Origin of the sequence: Roseibium sp., assembly GCF_965216085.1 — a bacterium.
Classification (GTDB): Bacteria; Pseudomonadota; Alphaproteobacteria; order Rhizobiales; family Stappiaceae; genus Roseibium.
This window is the reverse complement of the sequence record NZ_OZ244138.1, coordinates 5,271,482-5,295,464: the sequence shown is the minus strand read 5'-3', so window position 1 is coordinate 5,295,464 and position 23,983 is coordinate 5,271,482. Positions and strand designations below refer to the sequence as shown.

The 23,983-nt window shown below is 56.1% G+C and carries 25 protein-coding genes and 1 other RNA gene; 17 read left to right on the top strand and 9 right to left on the bottom strand.

The window, feature by feature from the left end; all coding sequences use genetic code 11:
* Positions 1–18 precede the first annotated feature (18 nt).
* From ACOOFE_RS24840 to ACOOFE_RS24820, 5 genes are all read left to right on the top strand, one after another.
* The gene (locus tag ACOOFE_RS24840; RefSeq protein ID WP_141183885.1) at positions 19–1,140 is read left to right on the top strand and encodes a microcin C ABC transporter permease YejB; all 1,122 of its coding nucleotides are present in this window, start codon (positions 19–21) and stop codon (positions 1,138–1,140) included.
* A 92-nt stretch (positions 1,141–1,232) separates the two neighbouring features.
* Positions 1,233–2,327 carry an ABC transporter permease gene (locus tag ACOOFE_RS24835; RefSeq protein WP_420415635.1) on the top strand — a complete coding sequence of 365 codons (1,095 nt, stop codon included), beginning with the start codon at positions 1,233–1,235 and terminating at the stop codon, positions 2,325–2,327.
* A gap of 10 nt (positions 2,328–2,337) precedes the next feature.
* Entirely contained in the window at positions 2,338–3,969 is a 1,632-nt protein-coding gene (locus ACOOFE_RS24830) for an ABC transporter ATP-binding protein (protein WP_420412509.1), read from the top strand.
* 62 nt (positions 3,970–4,031) lie between these two features.
* Positions 4,032–5,309 (top strand): tetratricopeptide repeat protein, encoded by a 1,278-nt coding sequence (locus tag ACOOFE_RS24825; protein ID WP_420412508.1) that lies wholly within the window; start codon positions 4,032–4,034, stop codon positions 5,307–5,309.
* Positions 5,310–5,312: 3 nt separating this feature from the next.
* Entirely contained in the window at positions 5,313–6,062 is a 750-nt protein-coding gene (locus ACOOFE_RS24820) for a VOC family protein (protein ID WP_420412507.1), read from the top strand.
* A gap of 49 nt (positions 6,063–6,111) precedes the next feature.
* Here ACOOFE_RS24820 and ACOOFE_RS24815 read toward each other — a convergent pair whose 3' ends face one another.
* The 8 genes from ACOOFE_RS24815 to ACOOFE_RS24780 form a co-directional block, all read right to left on the bottom strand.
* Positions 6,112–6,741, bottom strand: a complete 630-nt coding sequence (locus ACOOFE_RS24815; RefSeq protein WP_420412506.1) for a hypothetical protein — start codon at positions 6,739–6,741, stop codon at positions 6,112–6,114.
* A gap of 240 nt (positions 6,742–6,981) precedes the next feature.
* On the bottom strand, positions 6,982–7,209 hold the full coding sequence (locus ACOOFE_RS24810; protein WP_420412505.1) for a hypothetical protein: 228 nt from the start codon (positions 7,207–7,209) through the stop codon (positions 6,982–6,984).
* A 27-nt stretch (positions 7,210–7,236) separates the two neighbouring features.
* Positions 7,237–8,559, bottom strand: coding sequence for a peptidoglycan-binding domain-containing protein (locus ACOOFE_RS24805; protein WP_420412504.1), 1,323 nt, complete (start codon positions 8,557–8,559; stop codon positions 7,237–7,239).
* Positions 8,560–8,984: 425 nt separating this feature from the next.
* Positions 8,985–9,764 (bottom strand): FkbM family methyltransferase, encoded by a 780-nt coding sequence (locus ACOOFE_RS24800; RefSeq protein WP_168206234.1) that lies wholly within the window; start codon positions 9,762–9,764, stop codon positions 8,985–8,987.
* A 50-nt stretch (positions 9,765–9,814) separates the two neighbouring features.
* Positions 9,815–11,023 carry a lytic murein transglycosylase gene (locus tag ACOOFE_RS24795; RefSeq protein ID WP_371708987.1) on the bottom strand — a complete coding sequence of 403 codons (1,209 nt, stop codon included), beginning with the start codon at positions 11,021–11,023 and terminating at the stop codon, positions 9,815–9,817.
* 70 nt (positions 11,024–11,093) lie between these two features.
* Positions 11,094–11,672, bottom strand: coding sequence for a histidine phosphatase family protein (locus ACOOFE_RS24790; RefSeq protein WP_420412503.1), 579 nt, complete (start codon positions 11,670–11,672; stop codon positions 11,094–11,096).
* Positions 11,669–12,616, bottom strand: a complete 948-nt coding sequence (nudC, locus tag ACOOFE_RS24785; protein ID WP_209010884.1) for an NAD(+) diphosphatase — start codon at positions 12,614–12,616, stop codon at positions 11,669–11,671. Before nudC ends, ACOOFE_RS24790 begins: the two co-directional genes overlap by 4 nt.
* A 43-nt stretch (positions 12,617–12,659) precedes the next feature.
* Positions 12,660–13,154, bottom strand: a complete 495-nt coding sequence (locus ACOOFE_RS24780; RefSeq protein ID WP_420412502.1) for an HIT family protein — start codon at positions 13,152–13,154, stop codon at positions 12,660–12,662.
* A gap of 99 nt (positions 13,155–13,253) precedes the next feature.
* Between ACOOFE_RS24780 and ACOOFE_RS24775 the strand changes: the two genes are divergently transcribed.
* The 6 genes from ACOOFE_RS24775 to recR all read left to right on the top strand — a co-directional run bounded on the left by ACOOFE_RS24775 (position 13,254) and on the right by recR (position 17,748).
* Positions 13,254–13,886, top strand: coding sequence for a LysE family translocator (locus ACOOFE_RS24775; protein WP_420412501.1), 633 nt, complete (start codon positions 13,254–13,256; stop codon positions 13,884–13,886).
* Positions 13,887–14,018: 132 nt separating this feature from the next.
* Positions 14,019–14,116, top strand: an RNA gene (gene ffs / locus ACOOFE_RS24770) — signal recognition particle sRNA small type.
* A gap of 149 nt (positions 14,117–14,265) precedes the next feature.
* Entirely contained in the window at positions 14,266–16,197 is a 1,932-nt protein-coding gene (locus tag ACOOFE_RS24765; RefSeq protein ID WP_420412500.1) for a DNA polymerase III subunit gamma/tau, read from the top strand.
* A gap of 27 nt (positions 16,198–16,224) precedes the next feature.
* Complete coding sequence (locus ACOOFE_RS24760; protein ID WP_420412499.1) at positions 16,225–16,428, top strand: hypothetical protein; 204 nt, start codon at positions 16,225–16,227, stop codon at positions 16,426–16,428.
* A 146-nt stretch (positions 16,429–16,574) separates the two neighbouring features.
* Entirely contained in the window at positions 16,575–16,895 is a 321-nt protein-coding gene (locus ACOOFE_RS24755) for a YbaB/EbfC family nucleoid-associated protein (RefSeq protein ID WP_133949239.1), read from the top strand.
* A gap of 244 nt (positions 16,896–17,139) precedes the next feature.
* Positions 17,140–17,748, top strand: a complete 609-nt coding sequence (recR, locus tag ACOOFE_RS24750) for a recombination mediator RecR (protein ID WP_420412498.1) — start codon at positions 17,140–17,142, stop codon at positions 17,746–17,748.
* A 28-nt stretch (positions 17,749–17,776) separates the two neighbouring features.
* Here the strand turns inward: recR and ACOOFE_RS24745 are convergent, their stop codons facing one another.
* The gene (locus ACOOFE_RS24745) at positions 17,777–18,523 is read right to left on the bottom strand and encodes a class I SAM-dependent methyltransferase (protein ID WP_420412497.1); all 747 of its coding nucleotides are present in this window, start codon (positions 18,521–18,523) and stop codon (positions 17,777–17,779) included.
* Between the two features lie 269 nt (positions 18,524–18,792).
* Between ACOOFE_RS24745 and ACOOFE_RS24740 the strand changes: the two genes are divergently transcribed.
* The 6 genes from ACOOFE_RS24740 (at position 18,793) to sdhA (ending at position 23,963) form a co-directional block, all read left to right on the top strand.
* Complete coding sequence (locus ACOOFE_RS24740) at positions 18,793–19,284, top strand: GNAT family N-acetyltransferase (protein ID WP_420412496.1); 492 nt, start codon at positions 18,793–18,795, stop codon at positions 19,282–19,284.
* Between the two features lie 79 nt (positions 19,285–19,363).
* Complete coding sequence (locus ACOOFE_RS24735) at positions 19,364–20,032, top strand: sulfate transporter family protein (protein WP_420412495.1); 669 nt, start codon at positions 19,364–19,366, stop codon at positions 20,030–20,032.
* Between the two features lie 29 nt (positions 20,033–20,061).
* Positions 20,062–20,979: a glutaminase gene (locus ACOOFE_RS24730; protein ID WP_420412494.1), complete on the top strand. Its 918-nt coding sequence runs from the start codon at positions 20,062–20,064 to the stop codon at positions 20,977–20,979.
* A 356-nt stretch (positions 20,980–21,335) separates the two neighbouring features.
* The gene (gene sdhC / locus ACOOFE_RS24725) at positions 21,336–21,734 is read left to right on the top strand and encodes a succinate dehydrogenase, cytochrome b556 subunit (RefSeq protein WP_420412493.1); all 399 of its coding nucleotides are present in this window, start codon (positions 21,336–21,338) and stop codon (positions 21,732–21,734) included.
* A gap of 10 nt (positions 21,735–21,744) precedes the next feature.
* On the top strand, positions 21,745–22,128 hold the full coding sequence (gene sdhD / locus ACOOFE_RS24720) for a succinate dehydrogenase, hydrophobic membrane anchor protein (protein WP_420412492.1): 384 nt from the start codon (positions 21,745–21,747) through the stop codon (positions 22,126–22,128).
* 5 nt (positions 22,129–22,133) lie between these two features.
* Positions 22,134–23,963, top strand: a complete 1,830-nt coding sequence (gene sdhA / locus ACOOFE_RS24715) for a succinate dehydrogenase flavoprotein subunit (protein WP_420412491.1) — start codon at positions 22,134–22,136, stop codon at positions 23,961–23,963.
* Positions 23,964–23,983: the final 20 nt, after the last annotated feature.

Below are 23,983 nucleotides of genomic sequence, written 5' to 3'. Positions count from 1 at the left end.
AGGGACGATACGAACCCTATGGGCGCTTATATTCTCCGCCGTTTATTGCTGATGATCCCGACCCTGGTTGGGATTATGGCGATCAATTTTTTCATAATCCAGTTTGCGCCTGGCGGCCCGGTTGAGCGGGTGATCGCGCAGATTTCCGGTACCGATGTTGATGCCACGTCGCGCATCAGCGGCGGTGGCAGCGATATGGGGAATATCGGCAATGAATCGTCCGGATCCAGTGGCGGTGGGGGCGACAGTGTCACCTCCAAATACCGGGGCGCTCAGGGACTGGACCCGGAATTCATCAAGGAGCTGGAAGCGCAGTTTGGCTTTGACAAACCACCGCTCGAACGTTTCCTGACGATGTTATGGGACTATGCCCGCTTTGATTTCGGCGAGAGTTATTTCCGCGACATCCGCATTTTGGATCTGATTGCCGAAAAACTGCCCGTCTCGATCTCGCTCGGGCTTTGGATGACGCTGATTTCCTACGCGGTCTCGATCCCGCTTGGCATCCGCAAGGCGGTCAGTGATGGCTCGCGCTTTGATGTCTGGACGTCAGGTGTGATCGTGGTGGCTTATGCCATTCCAGGCTTCCTGTTTGCGGTTCTTTTGATCGTACTTTTTGCCGGCGGGTCATTCTGGGATATTTTCCCGCTTCGTGGGCTGGTTTCGGACAATTGGGAAGAGCTTTCCTGGCCGGCGCGGATTGCTGATTACTTTTGGCATCTGGCGTTGCCGCTGACCGCCATGGTCCTGTCAGCTTTTGCGACAACAACGCTTTTGACCAAGAATTCCTTCCTGGATGAAATCCGCAAGCAATATGTGATCACTGCGCGCGCCAAGGGGCTCACCGAAGGCCAAGTGCTTTATGGCCATGTGTTCCGAAATGCCATGCTGATCGTGGTGGCCGGTTTTCCGGGGGCCTTCATCTCGTCTTTCTTCGCAGGATCTCTGCTGATCGAGACAATCTTCTCGCTGGATGGCTTGGGACTGCTCGGCTTTGAATCGGTCATCAACCGCGACTATGCCGTGGTCTTTGCGACGCTCTATATCTTCTCGCTCATGGGCCTTCTGGTGAACCTGATTTCCGATCTCACCTACACCTGGATCGATCCCAGGATCGATTTTGAAAGTAGGGAGGTGTAGTCATGGACACGCGCCTTACCAAAGATCTGGAAAACGCTGGTTATAGCGCTCAAGCACCCGTCGCTGAAGAAAACACCCCGCCGCCCAGAAAAATGCGCCTGTCGCCGATCAATCAGCGGCGTCTGGCCAACTTCAAGGCCAACCGCCGCGGCTACTGGTCCTTGTGGATTTTTCTGGTTCTGTTTGTTTTGGCGATGGGAGCCGAGTTCCTGACCAATGACAAGCCGGTCCTGGTGTCCTATCAGGGCGAGCTGCTTATGCCCGTCTTTGTTGATTATCCGGAAGAAAAATTCGGCGGATTTCTGGCAATCACAGACTACCGCGACCCCTTCATTCAGGAAGAAATCGCAAACAATGGCTGGATGCTCTGGCCTCTGGTCCGTTATTCCTACCGGACCGTGAACCACGAGATTCCAGTCCCTGCGCCCGCGCCACCGTCTTGGATGATGGATAAGCAAGAGCGCTGCCAACGCTACCCGCTAGGTGCGGACGACCCGAACTGCGTCATGGGCAACTGGAACTGGCTGGGCACCGACGACCAAGGCCGCGATGTGCTGGCGCGTCTTGTTTATGGCTTCCGGATATCCGTTCTTTTTGGCCTGGCTCTGACTTTGGCCTCCTCGGTGATCGGCATCGCGGCCGGTGCCGTTCAGGGATATTACGGCGGTTGGGTCGATCTCATCTTCCAGCGGTTTATCGAGATCTGGACCGCCATTCCGACGCTATATCTGATTTTGATTGTCTCTTCGGTTTTGATCCCCGGATTTTGGACACTGTTTACGATCCTCTTGGCCTTCTCCTGGGTGGCGCTGGTTGGCGTCGTTCGGGCCGAATTCCTACGCGGGCGGAACTTTGAATATATCTCGGCAGCTCGGGCGCTGGGCGTATCCAACCGTGTCATCATGTGGCGGCACCTGCTGCCGAACGCGATGGTCGCGACGCTCACGTTCATGCCATTTATCCTGAATGGTTCGATCTCCACGCTGACCGCTTTGGATTTCCTCGGCTTTGGCCTACCTCCGGGCTCTGCGTCGCTGGGTGAATTGCTGGCACAAGGCAAGAACAACCTTCAAGCACCCTGGCTTGGCATAACCGGCTTTATGGTGATCTCGCTGATGCTCAGCCTACTGATCTTCATTGGTGAAGCGGTGCGCGACGCCTTTGATCCGCGCAAGAGCCTGGCGTGAGGAGAGGCCAATGACCAAAGAAACTCTCGTCTCCATTCAGGACCTTTCGGTGGCCTTTACCCAAGGTGGCAAAGAAACGCTCGCTGTTGATCAGATTTCCTTCGACATCAACAAGGGTGAAACCGTCGCGCTTGTTGGGGAAAGTGGTTCAGGAAAATCGGTCTCGGCTTTGTCGATCCTGAAACTTCTGCCTTATCCGGCGGCCTCCCATCCAACGGGCAAGATCCTTAAGGACGGTGTCGACCTGCTGCACGCCTCGGCAAGCGAGATGCGGAAAGTGCGCGGCAATGAAGTCTCGATGATTTTTCAGGAGCCGATGACCTCGCTCAATCCGCTGCACACTGTGGAACGGCAGATTTCCGAGATCCTCAAAATCCACCGGGGGATGAGCGACACCAAGGCTCGCGAACGGGTTCTGGAGCTGATGAACCAGGTGGGGATCCGCGATCCGGAAACCCGATTAGGGTCTTATCCGCATCAGTTGTCCGGCGGTCAGCGCCAGCGCGTGATGATCGCCATGGCGCTCGCGAATGAACCGGATCTTCTGATTGCCGACGAGCCGACGACTGCCCTTGATGTGACCGTCCAGGCGCAGATCCTCGAGTTGTTGAAGGAGCTGCAGAAACAGCAGGGCATGGCCATGCTGTTTATCACCCATGATCTCGGCATCGTGCGCAAATTTGCCGACCGTGTCTGTGTCATGACCGGTGGCAAAATTGTTGAACAGGGGCCGGTTGCCGAGATTTTCGACAACCCGCAGCACGACTACACCAAACATTTGCTGGCCGCCGAGCCGAAAGGCAATCCGCCGGAAACCGATACGGACAAGCCGATCGTTGTTCAGGCAGACGACTTAAAAGTCTGGTTTCCGATCAAACGCGGTTTCCTACGCCGGACGGTGGATCATGTGAAGGCGGTCGACGGGATAGATGTCACCGTCCGGAAAGGTCAGACCCTTGGCATCGTCGGCGAAAGTGGATCTGGAAAGACCACACTTGGCCTTGCCATCCTGCGGATGATTTCTTCCACCGGCCGGATTGCGTTCAACGGTCAGGATATTCAGGAAAACTCCTGGAAGGAAATGCGTCCCTTGCGCCGCGATATGCAAATTGTCTTCCAGGATCCCTATGGCGCACTTTCACCGCGCATGTCGGTCGCCGACATCGTTGGAGAAGGCCTGCAGGTGCATTTTCCAGGCATTTCGGCTGAGGAACGGGACCGCAAGGTTGCCGGTGCGCTGGAAGAGGTTGGCCTTGATGCATCGACCCGGCACCGCTATCCGCACGAATTCTCGGGCGGCCAGCGCCAGCGCATTTCCATCGCCCGGGCGATGGTTCTGGAGCCGAAATTCGTCATGCTCGATGAGCCGACATCGGCGCTCGACATGAGTGTCCAAGCCCAGGTGGTCGATCTCCTGCGGGATCTGCAGAAGGCCCACGGCCTTGCCTACCTCTTCATTTCCCACGATCTGAAGGTCGTTCGGGCGCTGGCCAATGAAGTGGTCGTCATGCGCCAGGGCAAGGTGGTGGAATCAGGCCCGGCCGAAAAGATATTCGATTCCCCGGAAACCGATTATACGAAAGCCCTAATGGCGGCTGCCTTCCGTCTGGAGACTGCTCCGGAAGGTGTGGTGAGTGTTTAACCAAGCCATCGGGGATTGCTCTAAATAGCGAACGAGAGGCGTTCGTGTTGAGGGAGGATCGGGTGTTTCAGGATCGGTACGACAACAGCCTTTCAACGTCGTCTGCATTGGCTCGTGATGCCTATATTGATGCGGTCGACCGGTTTCTGTCTGCCGAAGAGGGCGCGCTAGAGGGTTTTCAGAAGGCGATCGAAGCGGATCCGGACTTTGCTCTTGCATATGCCGGCCTTGCCCGGTGCCATCAGATTTTGGGCAATGTCCAGGAGGCGCGGACCATTGTGCAGCACGCCGAAGCGTGTGGGCAGCCCGAGACGACCCGCGAGCAAAGCCATTTGAATGCTCTGGGCCTATTGGTGCGGGGCAAAGTACCTGCTGCCTATGCGGCCATCAGGGCACATTGTGCCGAGTATCCACGCGATGCGATGGTGGCTCAGACTTGTACCGGTGTATTTGGATTGATCGGATTTTCCGGCCAGCCCGGCCGCGAAGCGGAGCAGCTGGCGTTCACGTCGGCACTGTTGCCGCATTACGGCGATGACTGGTGGTTCCTCGGGCAGCATGCATTTTCACAGGCCGAAGCAGGACAAATCGGTCCAGCGGCTGAAACCATCGAACGATCGCTCAACAGCAATCCACGCAATGCGAACGGCGCTCACATCAAGGCCCACATTCACTACGAAACCGGAGAAACGGCCGCTGGCATTGCCTATATGAACGACTGGCGCAAGGACTACAGCAAAGCCGGAATATTGCATTGCCACATCTCCTGGCATGTCGCGCTTTGGGCGCTGGAAACCGGAGACGAGGAGACGATGTGGCAAGTCGTCGATACTGACGTGGCGCCCGGAGGGGCCTGGGGACCAGCCTTGAATGTGCTGACCGATACGGCCGCGATCCTCTACAGGGCCGAACTGGCCGGGGTGCCTGTTTCTCCGGACCGTTGGCAGGCGGTCAGCGCATATGCAACGCAGTTCTTTCCAAAGACGGGGCTTGCATTTGCCGATGTTCATGCCGCCTTGGCACACGCAATGGCTGGCAATCAGGAAGACCTGCAGCGGATCGCGGTTGAAGCACGCGGGCCGGCTGCCGACATGGTGCAATATCTCGCGAATGGTTTTGCGGCCATTGGAGCAGAAAACTGGACGGAAGCGCAAAACCATTTGAGCCGGACAATGGCGGATCATGCCAGGATTGGAGGAAGCCGGGCGCAGCGTGATCTGATTGAATATGCCTATTTGGGGACCCTGCTGAAACAGGGTTTTTCCAGCGAAGCCCGGCGGTTTTTGGCTACGCGCCGCCCGGTGAACATTGGGACGCGCTCGCTCAACGGGCTCAACTGAGATATGTCCAATCGCCTCGCCGCCTTGACGCTGAACGTCACGAACCCGGATACACTCGCAGAGTTTTATTGCCGGATCCTCGGCATGCGGCGATTTGAGAGGGATGGATACATTGCCGTTGGCTACGGGAACGATGGTGCGGTTCTGGTTTTAAAGCCGGTAGACGACCGGGCGCCCTATCAGCACAGCACCACCGACCGGTACTGGAAAATCGGGCTGACGCTGCCTGACATCGACTGTGCACATGCTCAGCTCAAGGCCCATGGTATCAGCGCTTCGGAACCGCATCAGTTCCGAGATATTGGCTATTTAAGCCATTTTGCTGATCCTGAAGGCCACATCATCGAGCTGGTTCAACATACGTTTGAGGGCGAAACCAAAATCACAGCCGGTGACCCCGTACTTCCCTTGGGGGGCAGTGCTGAAATTGGTTTGGTTACCCTGCGCACCGATAACATTGAAAAGGAAATTGACCGCTGCGAAGCAGCGCTCGGTCTCAAGTCACTTGTCCGGGAACAAGTCTCTGATCTTGGGTTCGACCTGTATTTTCTGGGACGACCCGGGGACACGCCGCCCGATCCTGATCCGGATGCGCTCATCAACCGGTCCTGGCTCTATCAGCGGCCGTATACCGTTCTAGAGTTTCAGCATATCAAACGAAAAACAGAGATCCTTGCCCCTATGCCGGGGCAAAAGGGGTACTCAGGAATTACCGTCGAGCGCACCGGCACAGACAAAGAAAACTTCGTCTGATTGTGCGTATAGATGAAAGGGTTTCTTTCGACACTGAGGATCGAGGTGCTTACGCCGCATCGGGGCACCGGTCCAAGCCGTTTTCTCCACCCAGCTCTGTCATCTGTTCTTCCAAATCGAAATTGCGCAAGAGCGTCACGTAGCCACCAAGTTCAGCTGCCTTTAGAAATGTGCTGACCCGAATTTCAGAAGGTTTTTCGGCGGTAAGAAGACATCCACTAACGCCAATGTTCAAGGTTCCCTCAACCTTCTCCCGTTCGCTTTTGGACATGGACGCCATGTGCTTTTGGAAGCTCCGGAAAAACGGCAGGTTTTCCTCTGGTAACCGGTAAATCTCCAAGCGCCAACCGTCCTGTAGCTCTTGGGAAAGTCCGGCCTTTTCAGCTTTGGAGGCGACCTCTTCAAAGGCAAGCTCTTCTTCCATCAAGACAACGCCGTCTTCCTTACGCTCAAGCTTGAGGGCCATTGTTGCTCCGCCCTGAGGAATTTGGATGCCCTCCGGGTATTTGACGGCGAGGCGCAACGCATCTGGGTTTGTTTCCAGCATATCAAACTGGCTGAGCTTCGCGATTGTTGTCAGCGGAACGTGGCCACACGCAGATAAAAAGGCTCCAAGAACCAGAAAAAGAAAGGCCCGTGTTGAGCTACTGAGTGAAGAAGGCAATAGGCGTTTTGTCATTTCATTCTCCCGAAACGGGCTGATTATTATCGTAAAACAATAAGAATTAAAATCAAAAAAATAACAAGAATGAAATTTGCCGACGGCTTCCTTTCCAGTCAGTGGCGAATAACCCTTTGTTCTGAGGCATCGGCGATGGAAACCGTTTTTTTGATCAGTAGAGGGGCCAGTTTGGCGGGCATTGAACTGTCCCCTTCAAAAGCATGCTGATGGCAATGGCCCCGGCGCTGTCCGCAAGAGTCACGGTTTCCAGAAATAATCGAGCTGCAGTTGCCAGTCGTCATCGGGGACCGGGTATTTTTCTAGGTAATCCCTTCGGCCTTTGTCATCCAGGCTGTGCCAGAACGGGAGCCAGACCTCGCAAAGCCAGTCTTCGCCAGCCCCCTGGCGCCAACCGGCCCAGGAGGCATCAACATCCGGGACCTTGATCCAAGGCGGTTCAGGTTGAATTGACGAAAGATTTGGCACGCAACGGTTCCCGGAAAGCAGTAGGTATCAGTTTTTATGGATCATATCGGCAACCCAATCAGATCCCCAATACCCCAAACCGCCGATGATGATTGCACCGATCGCACCGGTCACGATTGCGCCGGGACCGGTCTCGATTCCCAGCGCAGCACCTGTGACAAACCCGATTTTCATTCCGGCGACACCGCTCCCCCAGCCGCCAACCTGCCGGATGGTTTCTGCGCCGATCGGTTTGAAAGATTGTTGTTCAATGGATTGGGACGTTGCTTTGGTCACATCATAGGCGGTGAACACCAAACCAACACCGCTGACAAACCGGCCTGCGCGTCCAAGGTTTCTGGCCCTGCGGAAGCTGTCGTCTAGCTGATCCAGATTGTTTTTCATGGCATCGCGGGTGATGTTGCCGTCCACCATCTCCTGCCACTGGAATTCGGCCCCGCGGATATAGGGCTTATGCGCCATTTTCAGTTTGGATCCGCTGCCGGGAGGCGTGCCGCCTTCGATCAGCACTTCCCCTTCGATGTTGCTGACGGCGTCAATCAGCGTGTTGATCCGCTTTTGCATGTTTGGATTTTTCGCTGCGATCTGCCGCAGATCACGGACAATATCATCAGGCGAAAGGATCTTCCCCCCAGCGGCTTCGATCTTGGCAATGTCGACGAGAACGGGTGTCGCTGGCATGCCTTGGCGCGGAAAAATGGACGGTGCGCCGATAGCCCGGTTGCTCGCCGATAAATATTGGCTGAGGTTTGGTGTATTGCCAAGCGCATGCTGACCCGGGGTGAGTGTTCCCTTCCAATTGCGGGGCGAAAAGGCAAAGTTGTTTGGAATGACAGCAACTTTCCGGATCAAATGGGTTCTGCCGACATCGGGCAGCTGTTCAAACACGACAAACAAAAAACCGCGGGCCGGCACGAACATGGATGATTGGGCGACGGTGATTGGTGTTTGTGCCAATTCGCTCCGGGTTTCCAATTGATCAAAGGGAGATCCGGGTCTCCTAAGAATGATGGGATCCTTGTTGTCGAACAGTTTGTTCCCGAGTGGTTTGGACTGCCCCCAGTCGATTTTCAGCTCCATGGTCCGCGTCAGCGGTTCCATCTTTGCCCAAGTGGTCTTGCCGATGATGCCATCGATGGGCTTGATTCCGTTTTTCTCCTGCCAATTGGCGACCGCTTGCGCAAACCCGAATTCATCGTTGGGCAAACCAGTCATATCCAAGAGTTTGCTGATACCGACGAGCCGGCTGCCCCATCCCGATTTTTGAACGCCGCCCTCGCTCCAAATCAGGGTGTCTGCATATATCCGGTTAAGGCGCCGCGCCTTTGTAAGTTCGCTTTCGGTGAGCATGACATGTCCTCGCAGCGCTCGGAGAGACAAGGCCTAGAGCATCCTGCGTTCAGGTGAACGCAGATAAGATGCTCTACCACCCTAAAATCGATCAGCTTTCGGCTGTTCAAGCGGTTCCACCTGAACAGCCGCTGATCTAGTGGCCTGTGCCGTTGCCAGGCCAAAGCCCAGTAAGGGCTGAAAATATCTTAGGTAGCGCTTTGAGGAGATGCTATCACTGATGGTGACGCAAGGGCAAGTTTGCGAAAGTGTTTCCGGTTCCGGAGTAGACTGCTCAGGAGCCATGGAAGTTGTCGGCATCGTCGTTTGAGACGAAAGCGGTTGGAGCGTCAGGTAAACCAGTTGCTCGGAACAGGTGAGACACCGATCGACGGCGGACATCGGAGCGGCAGGCCACCGAAAGTATTCTATCGAATTTGCAAATCTCAGAAGTTTTTGAACAAATAGTCGGTCTCGCCTTTGGTGTCGCTGAGTTCTTCCGACAATGTAAGCCCCAGCCCCTCAAGCACCGGAACTGTCAACGCATAGTTTTCCGGATGGATTTCGACCATCAGGATGACTTTGTTGTTCGAGATCAATTCTTTCATTCCTGATAGAGCCTTGGCTTCGGCACCTTCGACGTCAACTTTGATGGCAATTTCACGGTTTTTATAATCAAAATGGTCGTCGAGCGGTTCTGATTGTACCGTTACAATCTGCTGGCCGCTTGCGGCGTCTTCCACGATCCTCGACACACCTCTGTTGCCTGGCCGCGCCATGAGAAAAGACAGTTCGCCTGCGGTGTCGGAAACTGCATACGGGTGGACCGTGATCCTGTCCTCAAGCGCATTCAAAAAGAGATTTCCATAGAGCTGTGCACGATTGCGTTTGTCAGGCTCAAATGCATGAATTTCATCGAAACTCGGCAACAGCGATACGCGTATGGCGTAAAGGCCCCAATGGGCACCGACATCTAGGAAGACGATCTGATCGCCAAAACAGTCTTGGGTCCGGGCAATGAACTTCTCAAACTTTTCACCTTCCCAGCCAAAGCGGTACTTCATCGACCGGTCGACCAGATTGGTCTTGTCCAAAAGAAACTGAAGACCATACCGCGTTTTTATGGAATGCCGGCGCAATCCCAGGCCGTCGAGGCGGCGGTAGAGACTCGGAATGAGCCTGCGGAAAGGCGATTTGCTCAGAGCATGATCATCAAAAACGGTCACAGGCATTCCCCCAGAGATTTCTGGCATTACTCCTGAAAATCGGAAAAAAGTCACCCCACCCAACATGTGGCAAAAAAACCGTTTTTCTCTTGATCTTTGCCGATAGACCGGCGGGTCTTGAATCCAATCAGACCGTCGGCGCCGCCGACATCATGGCCAAGATCTTCCAAACGCAGCTGAAGATTGCGGACCGCGCCTCGGGTTGTGTCTTTCATCGGCTTCCAACTGCCGCGAAACGCCTTGTTAGAGCCGTAACGGTCGGCCAGATGCCCGACAAACAGCGCGTAGGTGTCGCTCTCGTTGTACTCCTTGATCACGTAGAAATTCTCCGTCGCAATGAACGCCGGGCCATAGCGGCCGGCAGGCATCAGGATGTTGCCCGGCTGATTGACTTCATGCGCCGGAAACGGGCGTCCACTGACGCGCTGGACACCTTCTTGAACAAAAGCAGAGATCGGCTGGCGGTTGTCCGGGCCTTCCCGCGTGCAGGAGACGGTGTTGGGCAGGGTGACCTCGTAGCCCCAATCGCGCCCGGACACCCAGCCGTGCTTGGCCAAGTAATTGGCAATGGACGCCATGGTGTCCACTTGTGACGTCCAGATATTGCGTTTGCCGTCGCCATCGAAGTCGACCGCATACTTCAAAAAGGACGAGGGCAGGAACTGCGGCTGCCCCATAGCGCCGCCCCAGGAGCTTTTCATAACCTTTCGGGACACATCGCCCCGTTGAAGAATTTTCAGGGCCGCGATCAGCTCAGCCTTAAAAAGGTCTGGGCGTTGGCCCATGAAGGCGCGGGTCGCAAGGACCCGAACCGCATCATGCGGGATCTTAGCGCCGCCATAACCGGACTCGCGCGCCCAGATGGCCAAAATAATCCGCTTGGGCACACCGTAGCGGGCTTCAATCTTCTTGAGTGTGCCGGCATGTTTCTTCATCAACCGCTGTCCGCCGGGCACCAATGCATTGAATTGGCTGTCGCGGAAATAGCGTTGGGGTGACCGGAATTCAGCCTGGAAATTGACTTTCGGTGGCGTGCCTTTGCCGCCTGGCCCAACGAGGCCGGGCAGGGACGTATCCGGTTTGAGGCCCTTCAATTGCCGGTCGAGGGTTGCCTGGGAGACACCAGCTTTCCGGGCAGCAGGTACTACATCCGATGCCAGAAATTGCCGGAACGCCTGATCATATTGGCCGGCGAAGGCCGGGACATCATTGAGGCTATAAAAGCCCAGAACACACAAGGCAAGCTTCAGGAGTTTCAATGTCACGAGGCAGTCTCCACATCGATATCAGGGAGAGCGTACCATGAATGTGAAAGCGAGCGGACACCCGTTACAGTTCTGTCCAAGCCAAATCCGGTGCCGACTGTGACGCGAGCCAGGTTTTATCGAACCGGTACCAGCTGCCGCCGCGCTTTTGGTCGTGAATGCGCGAGATTGGCGCTCCCATCAAATGGCACATCAACAGAGTGCCGACACCACCATGGCCGGTGAAAAGGACGGGAACCTCGTCATCTATCGTGCGTAAAGCTGCCTGAATTCCGGTGACAATGCGCATTTGGGCGTCAATGGCGCGCTCCCAGCCCCGGATCGACGTATCCAGGTGGGCAAAAAACAAGTCTGCAGTTTTCTCAAATTCTTCCGGCGGCAGAAAGCCGGTCGCCGACCGGTCATTTTCATGCAGCGCCTTGAGGGCAAGGGGTTTCAGTCCAAACGGTTCGCAAAATACTTCCGCCGTCTCGACCGCTTTCACTTCACCGCTGGAAACCACACGTTTAATGTCTTTTGCAAACGGCAACACTGCAGCCTTTGCAGCCCGTTCTCGGCCAAGATCCGACAGGCTCCATTCGGGAATGGGAATGTCCTTGTCGATAATAACCTCCGGATGGGTGAGATAGACGCACCAGGTCATTGAGTTGTTCCTTCGAGCCAGCCGGTAATCAGCTCATACGCGATCGAAATGGACGGTGGGATCATGTGTCCTTCCGGGTGGGTGCCGGCAATCATTTGACGGACTTCATTTCTATCACACCATTTGCAGGCTTCCAGTTCATCATCTTCGATGGCGATCTCACTCGAAAGCGCCGTGCCGACGCAGCCGAGCATCAGGTTCGCCGGGAAGGGCCAGGGCTGGTTGGAAATCAGCTGGACATCGCCAACTTTGATGCCGGATTCTTCCAGGGTTTCCCGGCGCACCGCTTGTTCTATTGTTTCGCCCGGTTCCATAAAACCGGCCAATGTGGTGAAGATGCCTTCGGCCAAGCGGGCTGGCCGTCCCAACAACGCGCGGTCGCCGTCTGTGATCAGCATGATCACGCAAGGATCGGTCCGCGGAAAGTGCTGGCTCTCGCAGGCAGGGCAGTCGCGCCGGTAGCCAGCTTCCGCCATCTTCGTTTTTTCGCCGCAACGCGAACAATGCCGGTGGGTCCGGTGCCAATGGATCAACGCGCGGGCTTGCGCCAGCGCGCCCAAGTCTTCCGGTGAGAAGGTATTTTGCAGGGCCAATGTGCGTAGGTCCTGAAGTTGCAGGTCGGGGTTTCCGGCAAGGTCTTCGTCGTGCTGTTTCAGTGTGGTCGCAAAGACTGCCACACCGTTTTCCGGTCGAAGTCCTAGGAATACCATCTCTTCGCGAATGGCTCCAAGATCCAGGGCGGCATCAAGTGAGTGGCCAACCTTCAACGGAGAGCCGGCTGGAAACACCAATGTCCGGGGTGTGGACAACACAACCTCTGTATCGGGTCGGTCCAAAAGGCTTGCGAGATAGGTTGTGTCGCCACGCCGGGTTGATTGGCGGTCGAGCGAATTGCCGAGAAAACTCATTTCCATGGCGGGCAGGGCGGCATCAACAGCGCGCATTGATAATTCCTTGGATTGGGCGATGACCGGAACGAGGCGGGGATTAGTTTTCCAATTCGGCCAGGGCTGAAAAGGAAGAACGTAGCCGGTCAATCAAATGTTGATCCGCGTCGTTTTCATAAGACCGCGGTGGCACAACGCCCCAAATTGGGCCGGGCCAGGCCGCATCGTCACGGAACCGCGCCACAATATGGACATGCAGCTGCGAAACTTGGTTTCCGAGTGCGCCGACATTGAGCTTTTCACATTCTGTCACTTCGCGCAGAACTCGGCTGACCATGGCGATTTCCCGCATCAACTGCAGCTGATCGTTTTCGTCCAGGTCAATGATTTCCACCAAATCCGGTTTGCGAGGCACTACAAGTAACCAGGGATAATTGGCGTCTTTCATCAGGCGGATCGAGGACAAGGCAAGGTCCAGCACTGGGAGGCTATCGCCTTCAAGGCGCGGGTTGAGATCGAAAAAAGTCATAAGTTCAAACCGGTCATTGGGTCGGCAGGTGTCTGAGCGTGCGTACGGCTTCAGATTGCTTTTCATCACCATATGTCTAGATTGGTGCGGAAGTGAAATCCTTTTCATCGGCAACGGCAACTTTGCTATTTAAATGATAGCTGATGTTGTCATGGGAAATTGTCAATGTCCTATGAACTTATTTTGAGTTTTGCGTTTGTCGCAGCCCTGTTGGTGATGTCGCCTGGACCAAACGGTGTATTGATCGCCAAAACTGTTCCGACGTCCGGTCGGACGGCGGCGTTTGCGAATGTCTCCGGTTTTATCGCAGCCTTCTTTCTGCACGGTACGCTCTCTATTCTCGGAATTTCCATCATCCTGGTGCATTCGGCAGAAGCGTTTTTTGTCGTGAAGATGCTTGGCGCAGCCTATCTTTTCTGGATCGGACTGAAAGCGCTGCGATCCGCATTCTCCAAAAATGTCCTGGCTACTAAGGTGGCCCCGGCCCGGCGCAAAAGAACCTTAGTTAAGGCCTTTGGCGAAGGCTTTCTAACCAATGCGCTCAATCCGAAAGTCTCCATGTTTTATCTGGCGGCGTTTCCGCAGTTCATTCCGGCTGCAGAGGGCGCGCTTGCCGGGGCAACGCTGCTCGTGGTCATTCACTCGGCTATCAATGCTCTGTGGTTTGGCGCCATGATCCTACTGTTGTCCCGGGTGTCGGAAGCAGCACAAAAGCCGACGTTCCAGCGGTGGCTCAAAGGTATCACCGGTGTGGTTTTCATGGGATTTGGGCTGAAACTGGCGACCTTGCGTCCTTAGGGGCAGGTCCCACTAATACGGGGCGCTGTTGGCAAAGATACCCAGGGTTTTCCAGGCTGCAGTTCGTTGGCGAAGAAAAACCGGCTTTTACCTCTTGCCAAGCACCCAGTATGTTCTGATATAAGGTGCTCGGGAGGTTGGTGGTGGACGAGCCACTCGCCAACCGGGTCAGGTCCGGAAGGAAGCAGCCCTAACGAGCCTCGGCACGGGTCGCCGTGCCAGCCTCCCACCCTATTCGTTGGATTGATGAGCAAGGCACCGCCGGTTTCCGCGGTGCTTTTTTATTTTTGGCCGATGCGATCAACACCACAGTCCACCTTTCACAGAAAACAGATAAAAGCCTGTCCACCTTTTCGAAAAAATCGTTATGGTGCGGCTCATGGATGAGACTGGCTTTCCACAAGACGATAATGAGACCGGCCTGGAGTTGACAGGCGGCACTGGAACGGCACCCGGCGCGGCCGAAGGCGGTGCCTACAGGGTGCTGGCCCGCAAATACCGCCCGAAGACGTTCGAGGATCTGGTTGGCCAGGAGCCGATGGTGCAAACGCTGGAGAACGCGTTTGATACCGGACGGATCGCACAGGCCTGGATGCTGACCGGGGTGCGTGGGGTCGGCAAAACCACAACAGCCCGCATTTTGGCGCGCGGCCTGAATTATGAGGTGCCCGGCGAGGCAGACAAACCGACGGTCAAGCTGACCCAGGAAGGCTCGCACTGCAAGGCCATCATGGAAGGCCGCCATGTCGATGTCATCGAGATGGATGCGGCCTCGCACACCGGCATCAACGATATCCGGGAGATCATCGATGCGGCCCGCTACCGACCGGCGACGGCGCGATACAAGGTCTACATCATCGATGAGGTCCACATGCTCTCCAACGCGGCCTTCAACGGGTTGCTGAAGACGCTCGAAGAGCCGCCTGAGCATGTGAAGTTCATCTTTGCGACCACTGAAATCCGCAAAGTCCCGATCACCGTGCTGTCGCGCTGTCAGCGCTTTGACCTGCGCCGGATCGAGCAGTCGAAACTGATCGGCTTGCTGCGCCGGATTTCTGACGCCGAAGGCATTCAAATCTCCGATGAAGCCCTGATGCTGATCGCACGGGCGGGCGAGGGTTCGGCTCGCGACTCGCTGTCCTTGCTCGATCAGGCAATGGCTCATCGCTCGGGCGCAATTGAAGCAAATGACCTGCGCCAGATGCTCGGTCTTGCAGACCGTGCCCGGGTGATCGACCTTTTCGGGCATATCATGGCCGGGCGGATCGAAGACGCGCTGGGCGAACTTCAAGCTCAGTATGAAATTGGTGCCGATCCTGCGATCGTGCTGACGGATCTTGCCGACTTCACCCACCTTGTCACCCGCATGAAGGTGGCTCCGAAATCCGCCGACGAAGCTTCGGTGACGGAGGCAGAGCGCGCCCGGGGGCAGGAGTTTGCCGAAATGATTTCCGTGCGGCTTCTTTCCCGCGCCTGGCAGATCCTTTTGAAAGGTGTTCAGGAGGTGCAAGCCGCTTCCAAGCCGCTGTCTGCGGCCGATATGGTTCTGGTGCGCTTGGCCTACGCTGCCGATCTGCCGGATCCGGGCGAGTTGATGGCGCAGATCCAAAACGGACAAATGCCGGTTTCTGGTGGTGCGCCAGCAGGCGGATCTAGTGGAGCGCCCGCTGGTCCTGCCGGAGGCGGCGGCCAGGCGATGGCCGTTGGTGCCCCCTCCATGCCGCAGGGCAGCCCTCGGGGAGGGCCTGTTATGCAAGCCTCTGCCCGGCCGCAGTTGTCGGCGATCCAGGGTGGCGCTCCGCAGGCAGCCCCCCAACAGCAATCGGCACCACAGGCCGAACAGGCACCGCAGCAATCGGCCTACAATCTAAAAAACCTGCATGACTGTGTCGCCCTGGCGTCTGAAAAGCGCGACATTCCGATGAAGGTTGCCATCCAGCGGCAGATGCGGCTGGTGAAGTTCGAGCCCGGCAAGATCGAGATTCAACCGACCGAGGATGCACCGGCCGACATTGCCGGGGAATTCGGCCGCAAGCTGACCGAATGGACCGGGCAGCGTTGGTTCGTTGTCGTCTCGCGCGCGCAAGGGCGCCCGACAATTTATGAAGAGCAGGAAGCCAACCAGCAGCAGCTTCTGTCAGACGCCAAATCCCACCCGACGGTGGCCGCGTTGCTGGCTCAGTTCCCGGGCGCCAAAGTGATCGATGTCAAGGTACAGGCCTCCGAAGAGGACGAAGCTGCGATGGCCGATCCGCTGGTCAACGATCCTTTGCTCAACGAAGCGCTGGGCACGGATGACGATGACGACTAAGACCGCCGCAACCAAAGGCCGGACGCCGTGAGCGATAAAAAAATCAAAAATAACATCATCATGTTTTTCGTGACTGGCGCCGTTTGCCTGCTGTCCATGTTGTTCGTCTCAAAGGCGGATATGGATGAATATGTGAAACTGGTGACGGTCGTCTCCCTGGTTTGCGCATTTTTCTTCATTGGATTGTATTTCGCAGGCCGGATTTTCTACCTGTGTTTTAAAAAACAATGAGCCTATGGCCCGAATCCAAAGGGCTTCAAGCCAAAGCCGCTCCAGATTGGTGTTTTGGGGTGGCAATTCCGCTATTGTTCTTCTAAACGCAGGTCCCAGATAAGAAGCGCCGCAGGTGGCGAAGCAGACTTTCAAGGAGAGATCCAATGGACTTCCTCAAGATGATGAAGCAGGCCAAGGAAATGCAGGAGCAGATGGGCTCTCTGCAGGGCCAGATCGAAGACATTGAGGCAGAAGGGTCCTCCGGCGCCGGTCTGGTTACCGTCCGCCTCAATGGCAAGGGCGAGCTGAAAAGTCTCACCATTGATCCGTCGCTGATGAAAGAGGGCGAAGGCGAGATCCTTGAAGACCTGATCATTGCCGCGCACACCGATGGCCGGGTAAAAATCGATCAGGCGATCCAGGAAAAAACCCAAGAAATGATGGGCGGTCTCGGCCTTCCGGCCGGCATGAAACTGCCGTTTTAAGTTTTCTGGTTCGAGGTCGGGATAGACCAACGGGTGTCTTATGCTCGATGTCATCCCGGCCCTGAGCCGGGATCCACTCGCGTTCCCACTTGTTGCAGAGGTAGAGTTTCCTATCAGTCTCTCTGCAAATGATTGGATCCCCGCTCAAGGCGGGGATGACGTCAGAGTTGGATATGACTGATAGCGTCGATGCACACTATCCCCCAGAGCGTTCATCGAACATACAAGTGCACAGTGAGAAAACATGGCGCAGAAGCAGGTTGCGGGACCGGAAATTGAGCGGTTGATCCAGTTGCTGGCCAAGCTGCCGGGTTTGGGTCCACGCTCCGCCCGCCGCGCCGCACTGCATCTGATCAAGAAAAAAGACCAGCTTCTGGTGCCGCTGTCAGAGGCCATGGGCATTGCCGTGCGCGACATCGGCATTTGTTCGACCTGCGGCACGGTCGACACTTCTGATCCTTGCACCATCTGTTCCGATGAAAAACGGGACCCCAGCGTTCTCGTTGTCGTCGAGGATGTTTCCGACCTTTGGGCGCTGGAGCGGGCGGGCGCGGTCAATGCCCGCTATCATGTGCTCGGCGGCACCTTGTCACCCCTTGATGGGGTTGGTCCGGACGATCTCAACCTGGCAACCCTGATCGATCGCTGCGGTGCGCCCGAAATCAGTGAAGTCATCCTGGCAATCAGCGCGACGGTCGAGGGGCAAACAACGGCCCATTACATCATGGATCAGCTCAGCCACTTGGATGTACACGTCACCAAACTGGCGCATGGCGTTCCTGTCGGGGGTGAACTCGACTATCTCGACGAGGGAACCCTCGCCCAGGCGCTGAAAGCGCGGACGCGGTTTTAGGCTCCCAACGTCAGCTTGCCGAAAAAACCTACTTTTCAAACCGGAATAACTGGCAATAGCCCTTGCCGGGCATGGCAAACAGGATCTCGGCGGATTGGAAGCCGGCCTCAAGTCCGGCGCGCTGCCAGCCGGTTTTGGTTTCCGGAAAATCGCAAGTTTCGATGTGGTCCATCATCCGCATGAAGTCCGCGCCGGAGAGCGGCGGGCTCCATTGCTGGCGGAAATATTGCCGGTTGTTGCGATTGAACGCATCGAGCGTCACGCCATCGGGCAACACGGGCTCGAATGTCAAAAGCACACCGCCGGGGTTCAATGCCCTGTAGATGGCAGTCAAAACCTCTGCCTTTTCGTCCCAACTGGCAAAATGATGCAGGCTGAGGCCGCACCAGACGACGTCAAACTCCTGCGGATTTTCCAGAAGGACACGCCGGATGTCCTTTTCTTCAAGCCGGGCGTCAAAAGGGGCTGCAACGAGGTTTTTCCAGGCAAGGTCCAGCGCTTGGGGCGACAGATCAACACCGTGGTAGCGATGAACGTTTAGCGGCCGCAGAGCCCGAGAGATGACCTCGGCATCTCCGCACGCCAGATCTAAAAATTTGAAACCATCAGGAAAACGGTCTGTGATTTCTTTGCTCAGAATGCTTGCAATTTCGCGGTGACAAAACAGATTGTAGTCGACCAGAGTTCTGTAGATACGCCAGTCGGTTTCAAAAATGGAATGGGGGTCTGTTTGGCCGGATGCCGAGCTGTTTTCTTGAATGGAAACTTCGGTCATAATCGCCTCGAAAGCAATTAAAAGATGCATAATAGACTAGCGCAATCAGTTATCGGGTCAATCGGATTGCTGGGGCACCACCGCCAGCCTTGAGCCTTTTTGTTGCACTCAGAGGCCTTGATTACCTTTGGCTTTCCATAGAATGATGGGCGGAAGCCCAATGATCCAGAAGCTGCCGTCCTTAGGTCCATACCTTTATGATTCCAAATACAAAATCGAATGCGCCCGCCAGCATCATAACCCGCCGATTGTGTCTGCGAGCCCCGGTCTTGGAAGACGCTTTTGCGATCGATCCGATCTACAACGACTTTGAGGTGGCCCGGTGGGTGAATGTTCCCCATCCCTGTCCGACAGGCTTTGCGCTGGAGCGATTTCAGCGGTTTTTGACTTTCCCGCCCCATGAGCGCTGCTTCATCCTGTCTAAGAAATCCGACCGCAAACAAAAGGCAATCGGCTTGATCCTTGCAAACTGGATGGACACGGAAAAACCGCCCATCACCGGCTTTTTCCTGGCGTCCAAATTCCACGGTAAGGGCTTCATGAACGAAGCCTTGGATGCTGCGTTTGAGGAGATCTTTCGCTTGACGGACGCTGACGCCATTCGCGCGTCCCATTATCTGGGCAACATTGCCTCGGAAAAGCTTCTGGCCAAAAAGGGGTTTGAAGCGGTTGGAACCAGCAGCGATTTCAACCGCACCACCGGGAAAACGGAAGAGCAAATCGACTTGATCCTGCCGAGAGCGGTTTTTGAGGGGGCTTGACCAGTCTCACACCGCCTCTTGCACCTTCTCCTATCCGCACTTATGTCGAGGCCGTCGATCACAAACCGTTGAAGGTCATATGTTCCAAGCTGCCAGCCGCGCCATGTCCCAGGTGTTTGAGCGCCCGTTCAGGGCCGTTTTCTGGAAAATGCTCGGCTTTACCTTGGCCGTGCTTGTGGTGATCTGGATCGCGCTACAGGGCCTCATCGCCGGTTTTGTCGCGCTGCCTTATCCTTGGCTGGAAACAGCGCTCTCCATTTTGACCGGTATTGGCGCCATTTTCGCGCTTGGGTTTCTGATCGCGCCAATTTCGGCGCTGTTTGCTGGTCTGTTTCAAGACGAAATCGCCGATATTGTGGAAGGGCGGGATTATCCGGGCGACCGGCCGGGGACAGCTTTGCCTATCTCGCAGTCGATCATTCAGACCATCAAATTCACCGGAGTGGTCATCCTGGGCAATCTCTTCGCCCTGCTGCTGCTTTTGGTGCCGGGCGTGAATATGGTGGCTTTCTTCTTGGTCAACGGTTATCTGCTCGGCCGCGAGTTTTTCGAGTTCGCCGCAATGCGGTTTATGCCGCCGGCCGAGGCGCGGGCCTTCCGTAAGGCACGGGGCGGGACAGTCTTTCTCGGCGGACTGGTCATCGCCGGACTGCTTGCCGTGCCGATCCTCAACTTGGTGACACCCATCTTTGCCACCATTTTCATGATGCATGTTTATAAACGTCTTGCCTCCAATGCTCAGATCTGACCATGTATGCGCCCGCATTGGAGGGGTGAATGCAGGATTTGCTGACAAGAATTGCAGAGGTTGCCAAGAACAGCCCGGACAAAGGCCAGGTCGCGACTTACATTCCCGAACTTGCCAATACTGATCCGGAGCAATTCGGAATTTGCGTAGCAACTTCCGAAGGCAACGTTTATTCCGCAGGGGATGCTGAGACACCTTTCTCGATCCAGTCCGTCTCCAAGGTGTTTGCGCTTGCATTGGCTTTGGGCAAAGTCGGAGATCAGTTGTGGCGCCGGGTGGGGCGGGAACCGTCTGGGCTTTCTTTCGACTCGATCCTGTTGTTGGAGCGGGAAAACGGGGTGCCGCGAAATCCGTTTATCAATGCCGGCGCTCTGGTGACCACTGATACGTATCTGTCTGGATACAGCCCTAAAGAAGCTCTTGGAGAATTGCTCCGGTTCGTCCGCTCAGCTGCCGACGATGACAGTATCCATATCAATGAAGCCGTGGCACGGTCTGAAATTGCAACCGGTCATCGCAACTTTTCGCTGGCACATTATCTCGCGTCTTGCGGAAACATGAATGCCGGTGTCGACAAGGTCCTGGGCACCTATTGCCATCAGTGTGCTGTTGAGATGTCGTGCCGCCAATTGGCGCTCGCCGGACGGTTTCTGGTCGAGCGTGACGATATGCCGGGCCTTGTGTCCAAAGAGCGCCGCCGCCGGATCAATGCGCTCATGATGACATGTGGCCATTATGATGGGTCTGGCGACTTTGCCTTCCGTGTCGGTTTGCCGGGAAAAAGTGGTGTGGGCGGCGGAATTCTTGCAATTGTGCCGGGGCGGGCATCAATAGCGGTCTGGTCGCCGGGCCTCAACCAGTATGGCAACTCCAAGCTCGGTACGGAAGCCATGGAGATGTTTGCCCAGAAAACCGGTTGGTCCGTTTTTGGTGCGCCGCAGTTCTAAATGCGCGTGTTCGGTTTCTAACAAATTTGTCGCTCAGCAGCGTGCAAGTCTGATGGGAATGCAGGATTACGTGAACGTAAATCTCGTTCGGAATAGATTCGTTTTGTCTCCTCTCGCGGACTATTTTTGTGATGACTGCTCACATTGCGGCGCCAAGTCGCGGCATTCCGGCGCAGAATATCTGTTTTTACGCCTAACCAAATGCGTTTAAACCGATTCACAAGTCGTTTTTCTCGAATTAGACCTATAGGATATTTTGACGTATCGCGGCGTTGGCGCTAGAACCCTCTAGACAACGTCTTGAAATGTTTACGTTTGCGTAAACGTAAGCTTGCGTCGCACGGGAGAGGAAATCCATGTCGAACGCCGATTTGCGGGGCAACCGCCCGCTGTCGCCCCATCTTCAGATCTATAAACCGATCCTGACGATGGTTATGTCGATCTTGCACCGCATCACCGGAGCGGCGCTCTATTTCGGCACCATTCTATTGGCCTGGTGGCTGATTGCTGCTGCCGCGGGCCCGGCCTACTTCGATTTCGTCAACGATCTCTATGGGTCGATCCTCGGCCGGTTGATTCTGTTCGGTTTCACCTGGGCCCTGGTGCATCACATGCTCGGCGGCATCCGCCACTTCATTTGGGACATGGGCGCTGGTTTCGGTAAAGAAGCGCGCGAATGGCTCGCCAAGGCGACCATTGTCGGTTCCGTTTCCCTCACCTTGATCCTCTGGATCATCGGCTACGCGGTTCGCTAAGGAGACTGTCATGAGCGATATGCGCACTCCGCTCGGCAAAGTTCTTGGCCTGGGCTCCGCCAAGGATGGCACCGATCATTTCTGGAAGCAGCGTCTGACGGCTGTTGCCAATGTATTCCTGATTTCCTTCTTCGTGATTCTGGTGATCTCGATGCAAGGCTCCTCCCACGCAGATGTTGTTGAGACCCTGAAGAACCCTCTGGTCTCCATCATCCTGCTCTTGGTGATCCTCTCCGGCGTCTATCACATGAAGCTCGGCATGCAGGTCATCATTGAAGACTACGTGCATGGCGAAGGCCTGAAGGTCCTGACCGTCATGGCCAACACGTTCTTCTGCGTCTTTATCGGTTTCGGCTGCATCTTTGCAGTGCTCAAGATTGGCTTTGGAGGTTAACCCGGATGGCCAAGACCTATGAATTTGTCGACCACACCTATGATGTGGTTGTCGTTGGCGCCGGTGGCGCGGGCTTGCGGGCAACGCTCGGCATGGCCGAGCAGGGCCTGCGCACAGCTTGCATCACCAAGGTGTTTCCGACGCGCTCCCACACCGTGGCAGCTCAGGGCGGCATCGCGGCATCTTTGACCAACATGACGCCGGACTGTTGGGAATGGCACATGTACGATACGGTCAAGGGGTCTGATTGGCTCGGCGACACCGATGCCATGGAATACCTTGCCCGCGAAGCGCCTAAGGCCGTGTATGAACTGGAGCACTACGGCGTCCCGTTCTCCCGGACAGAAGATGGCCGCATCTATCAGCGTCCGTTCGGCGGTCACATGCAGAACTACGGTGAAGGTCCTCCCGTGCAGCGCACCTGTGCAGCGGCTGACCGGACTGGCCATGCCATCCTGCACACGCTTTACGGCCAGTCACTGCGCCACAATGCGGAGTTCTACATTGAGTATTTCGCGCTCGACCTAATCATGTCTGACGACGGCGTCTGTCAGGGTGTGATTGCGTGGAACCTTGATGACGGCACCATTCACCGCTTTTCTGCAAAGATGGTTGTTCTGGCGACCGGCGGTTATGGACGTGCCTATTTCTCCGCAACGTCCGCCCACACCTGTACTGGTGACGGTGGCGGCATGGTGGCCCGTGCGGGTCTGCCGATGCAGGACATGGAATTTGTTCAGTTCCACCCGACCGGGATCTACGGCTCCGGCTGCCTGATCACGGAAGGGGCCCGCGGTGAAGGTGGCTATCTGGTCAACTCGGAAGGCGAGCGTTTCATGGAACGCTATGCGCCGTCGGCGAAAGACCTGGCTTCTCGTGACGTCGTCTCACGCTGCATGACCATGGAGATCCGCGAAGGCCGCGGTGTCGGCAAGGATAAAGATCACATCTTCCTGCATCTGGATCACCTGGATCCGGCGATCCTGGCCGAGCGCCTACCGGGCATTTCGGAGAGCGCCAAGATCTTTGCAGGCGTCGATGTCACCAAGGAACCGATCCCGGTGATCCCGACCGTGCACTACAACATGGGCGGCATTCCGACCAACTACTGGGGCGAAGTGCTGAACGCGGACGCCAACAATCCGGACCGCATTCAGCCGGGTCTGATGGCTGTCGGTGAAGCCGGCTGTGCGTCCGTTCACGGCGCCAACCGTCTTGGCTCCAACTCGCTGATCGACCTGGTGGTCTTCGGCCGTGCCGCTGCCATTAAGGCCGGTGAGGTTGTTGATCCGAAAGAAGCTGTGCCGACCCCGAACGAAGCGTCCTGCGAAAAGATCATGGATCGCTTCGATCGTTTGCGCAACGCCAATGGCTCCACGACGACGGCAGTTCTCCGCGACAAGATGCAACGCACCATGCAGGCAGACGCAGCCGTCTTCCGGACCCAGGAAAGCCTTGAGCAGGGCTGCAAAGGCATGAGCGCAATCTGGGGCGAAATGAAGGACATCAAGGTCTCCGACCGCTCGATGATCTGGAACTCCGATCTGGTGGAAACACTGGAGCTGGAAAACTTGATGGCGAACGCGATCACCACCGTCTATGGCGCCGAAGCGCGCAAAGAGTCCCGCGGCGCCCATGCCCGTGAAGACTACAAGGACGGTCCGCTCGGTGGCCGGAACGACGACGACTGGCGCAAGCACACCCTGTCCTGGGTTGATGACGAAACCGGTGACGTCAAGCTGGAGTACCGCCCGGTCGTCACCGATCCGCTGACCAAACACGAAGACGGCGGCATCGATCCGAAGAAGATCGCGCCGAAAGCGCGCGTCTACTAAGCGGAGGCGGGGTTGGATCA

Bases quoted from the DNA above. Each gene is read 5' to 3' on its own strand.
- ACOOFE_RS24840 (WP_141183885.1), top strand. From the start codon at position 19: ATGGGCGCTTATATTCTCCGCCGTTTATTGCTGATGATCCCGACCCTG.
- ACOOFE_RS24835 (WP_420415635.1), top strand. From the start codon at position 1,233: ATGCGCCTGTCGCCGATCAATCAGCGGCGTCTGGCCAACTTCAAGGCC.
- ACOOFE_RS24830 (WP_420412509.1), top strand. From the start codon at position 2,338: ATGACCAAAGAAACTCTCGTCTCCATTCAGGACCTTTCGGTGGCCTTT.
- ACOOFE_RS24820 (WP_420412507.1), top strand. From the start codon at position 5,313: ATGTCCAATCGCCTCGCCGCCTTGACGCTGAACGTCACGAACCCGGAT.
- ACOOFE_RS24815 (WP_420412506.1), bottom strand. From the start codon at position 6,741: ATGACAAAACGCCTATTGCCTTCTTCACTCAGTAGCTCAACACGGGCC.
- ACOOFE_RS24805 (WP_420412504.1), bottom strand. From the start codon at position 8,559: ATGCTCACCGAAAGCGAACTTACAAAGGCGCGGCGCCTTAACCGGATA.
- ACOOFE_RS24790 (WP_420412503.1), bottom strand. From the start codon at position 11,672: ATGACCTGGTGCGTCTATCTCACCCATCCGGAGGTTATTATCGACAAG.
- nudC (WP_209010884.1), bottom strand. From the start codon at position 12,616: ATGCGCGCTGTTGATGCCGCCCTGCCCGCCATGGAAATGAGTTTTCTC.
- ACOOFE_RS24780 (WP_420412502.1), bottom strand. From the start codon at position 13,154: ATGAAAAGCAATCTGAAGCCGTACGCACGCTCAGACACCTGCCGACCC.
- ACOOFE_RS24775 (WP_420412501.1), top strand. From the start codon at position 13,254: ATGTCCTATGAACTTATTTTGAGTTTTGCGTTTGTCGCAGCCCTGTTG.
- ACOOFE_RS24765 (WP_420412500.1), top strand. From the start codon at position 14,266: ATGGATGAGACTGGCTTTCCACAAGACGATAATGAGACCGGCCTGGAG.
- ACOOFE_RS24755 (WP_133949239.1), top strand. From the start codon at position 16,575: ATGGACTTCCTCAAGATGATGAAGCAGGCCAAGGAAATGCAGGAGCAG.
- recR (WP_420412498.1), top strand. From the start codon at position 17,140: ATGGCGCAGAAGCAGGTTGCGGGACCGGAAATTGAGCGGTTGATCCAG.
- ACOOFE_RS24745 (WP_420412497.1), bottom strand. From the start codon at position 18,523: ATGACCGAAGTTTCCATTCAAGAAAACAGCTCGGCATCCGGCCAAACA.
- ACOOFE_RS24735 (WP_420412495.1), top strand. From the start codon at position 19,364: ATGTTCCAAGCTGCCAGCCGCGCCATGTCCCAGGTGTTTGAGCGCCCG.
- ACOOFE_RS24730 (WP_420412494.1), top strand. From the start codon at position 20,062: ATGCAGGATTTGCTGACAAGAATTGCAGAGGTTGCCAAGAACAGCCCG.
- sdhC (WP_420412493.1), top strand. From the start codon at position 21,336: ATGTCGAACGCCGATTTGCGGGGCAACCGCCCGCTGTCGCCCCATCTT.
- sdhD (WP_420412492.1), top strand. From the start codon at position 21,745: ATGAGCGATATGCGCACTCCGCTCGGCAAAGTTCTTGGCCTGGGCTCC.
- sdhA (WP_420412491.1), top strand. From the start codon at position 22,134: ATGGCCAAGACCTATGAATTTGTCGACCACACCTATGATGTGGTTGTC.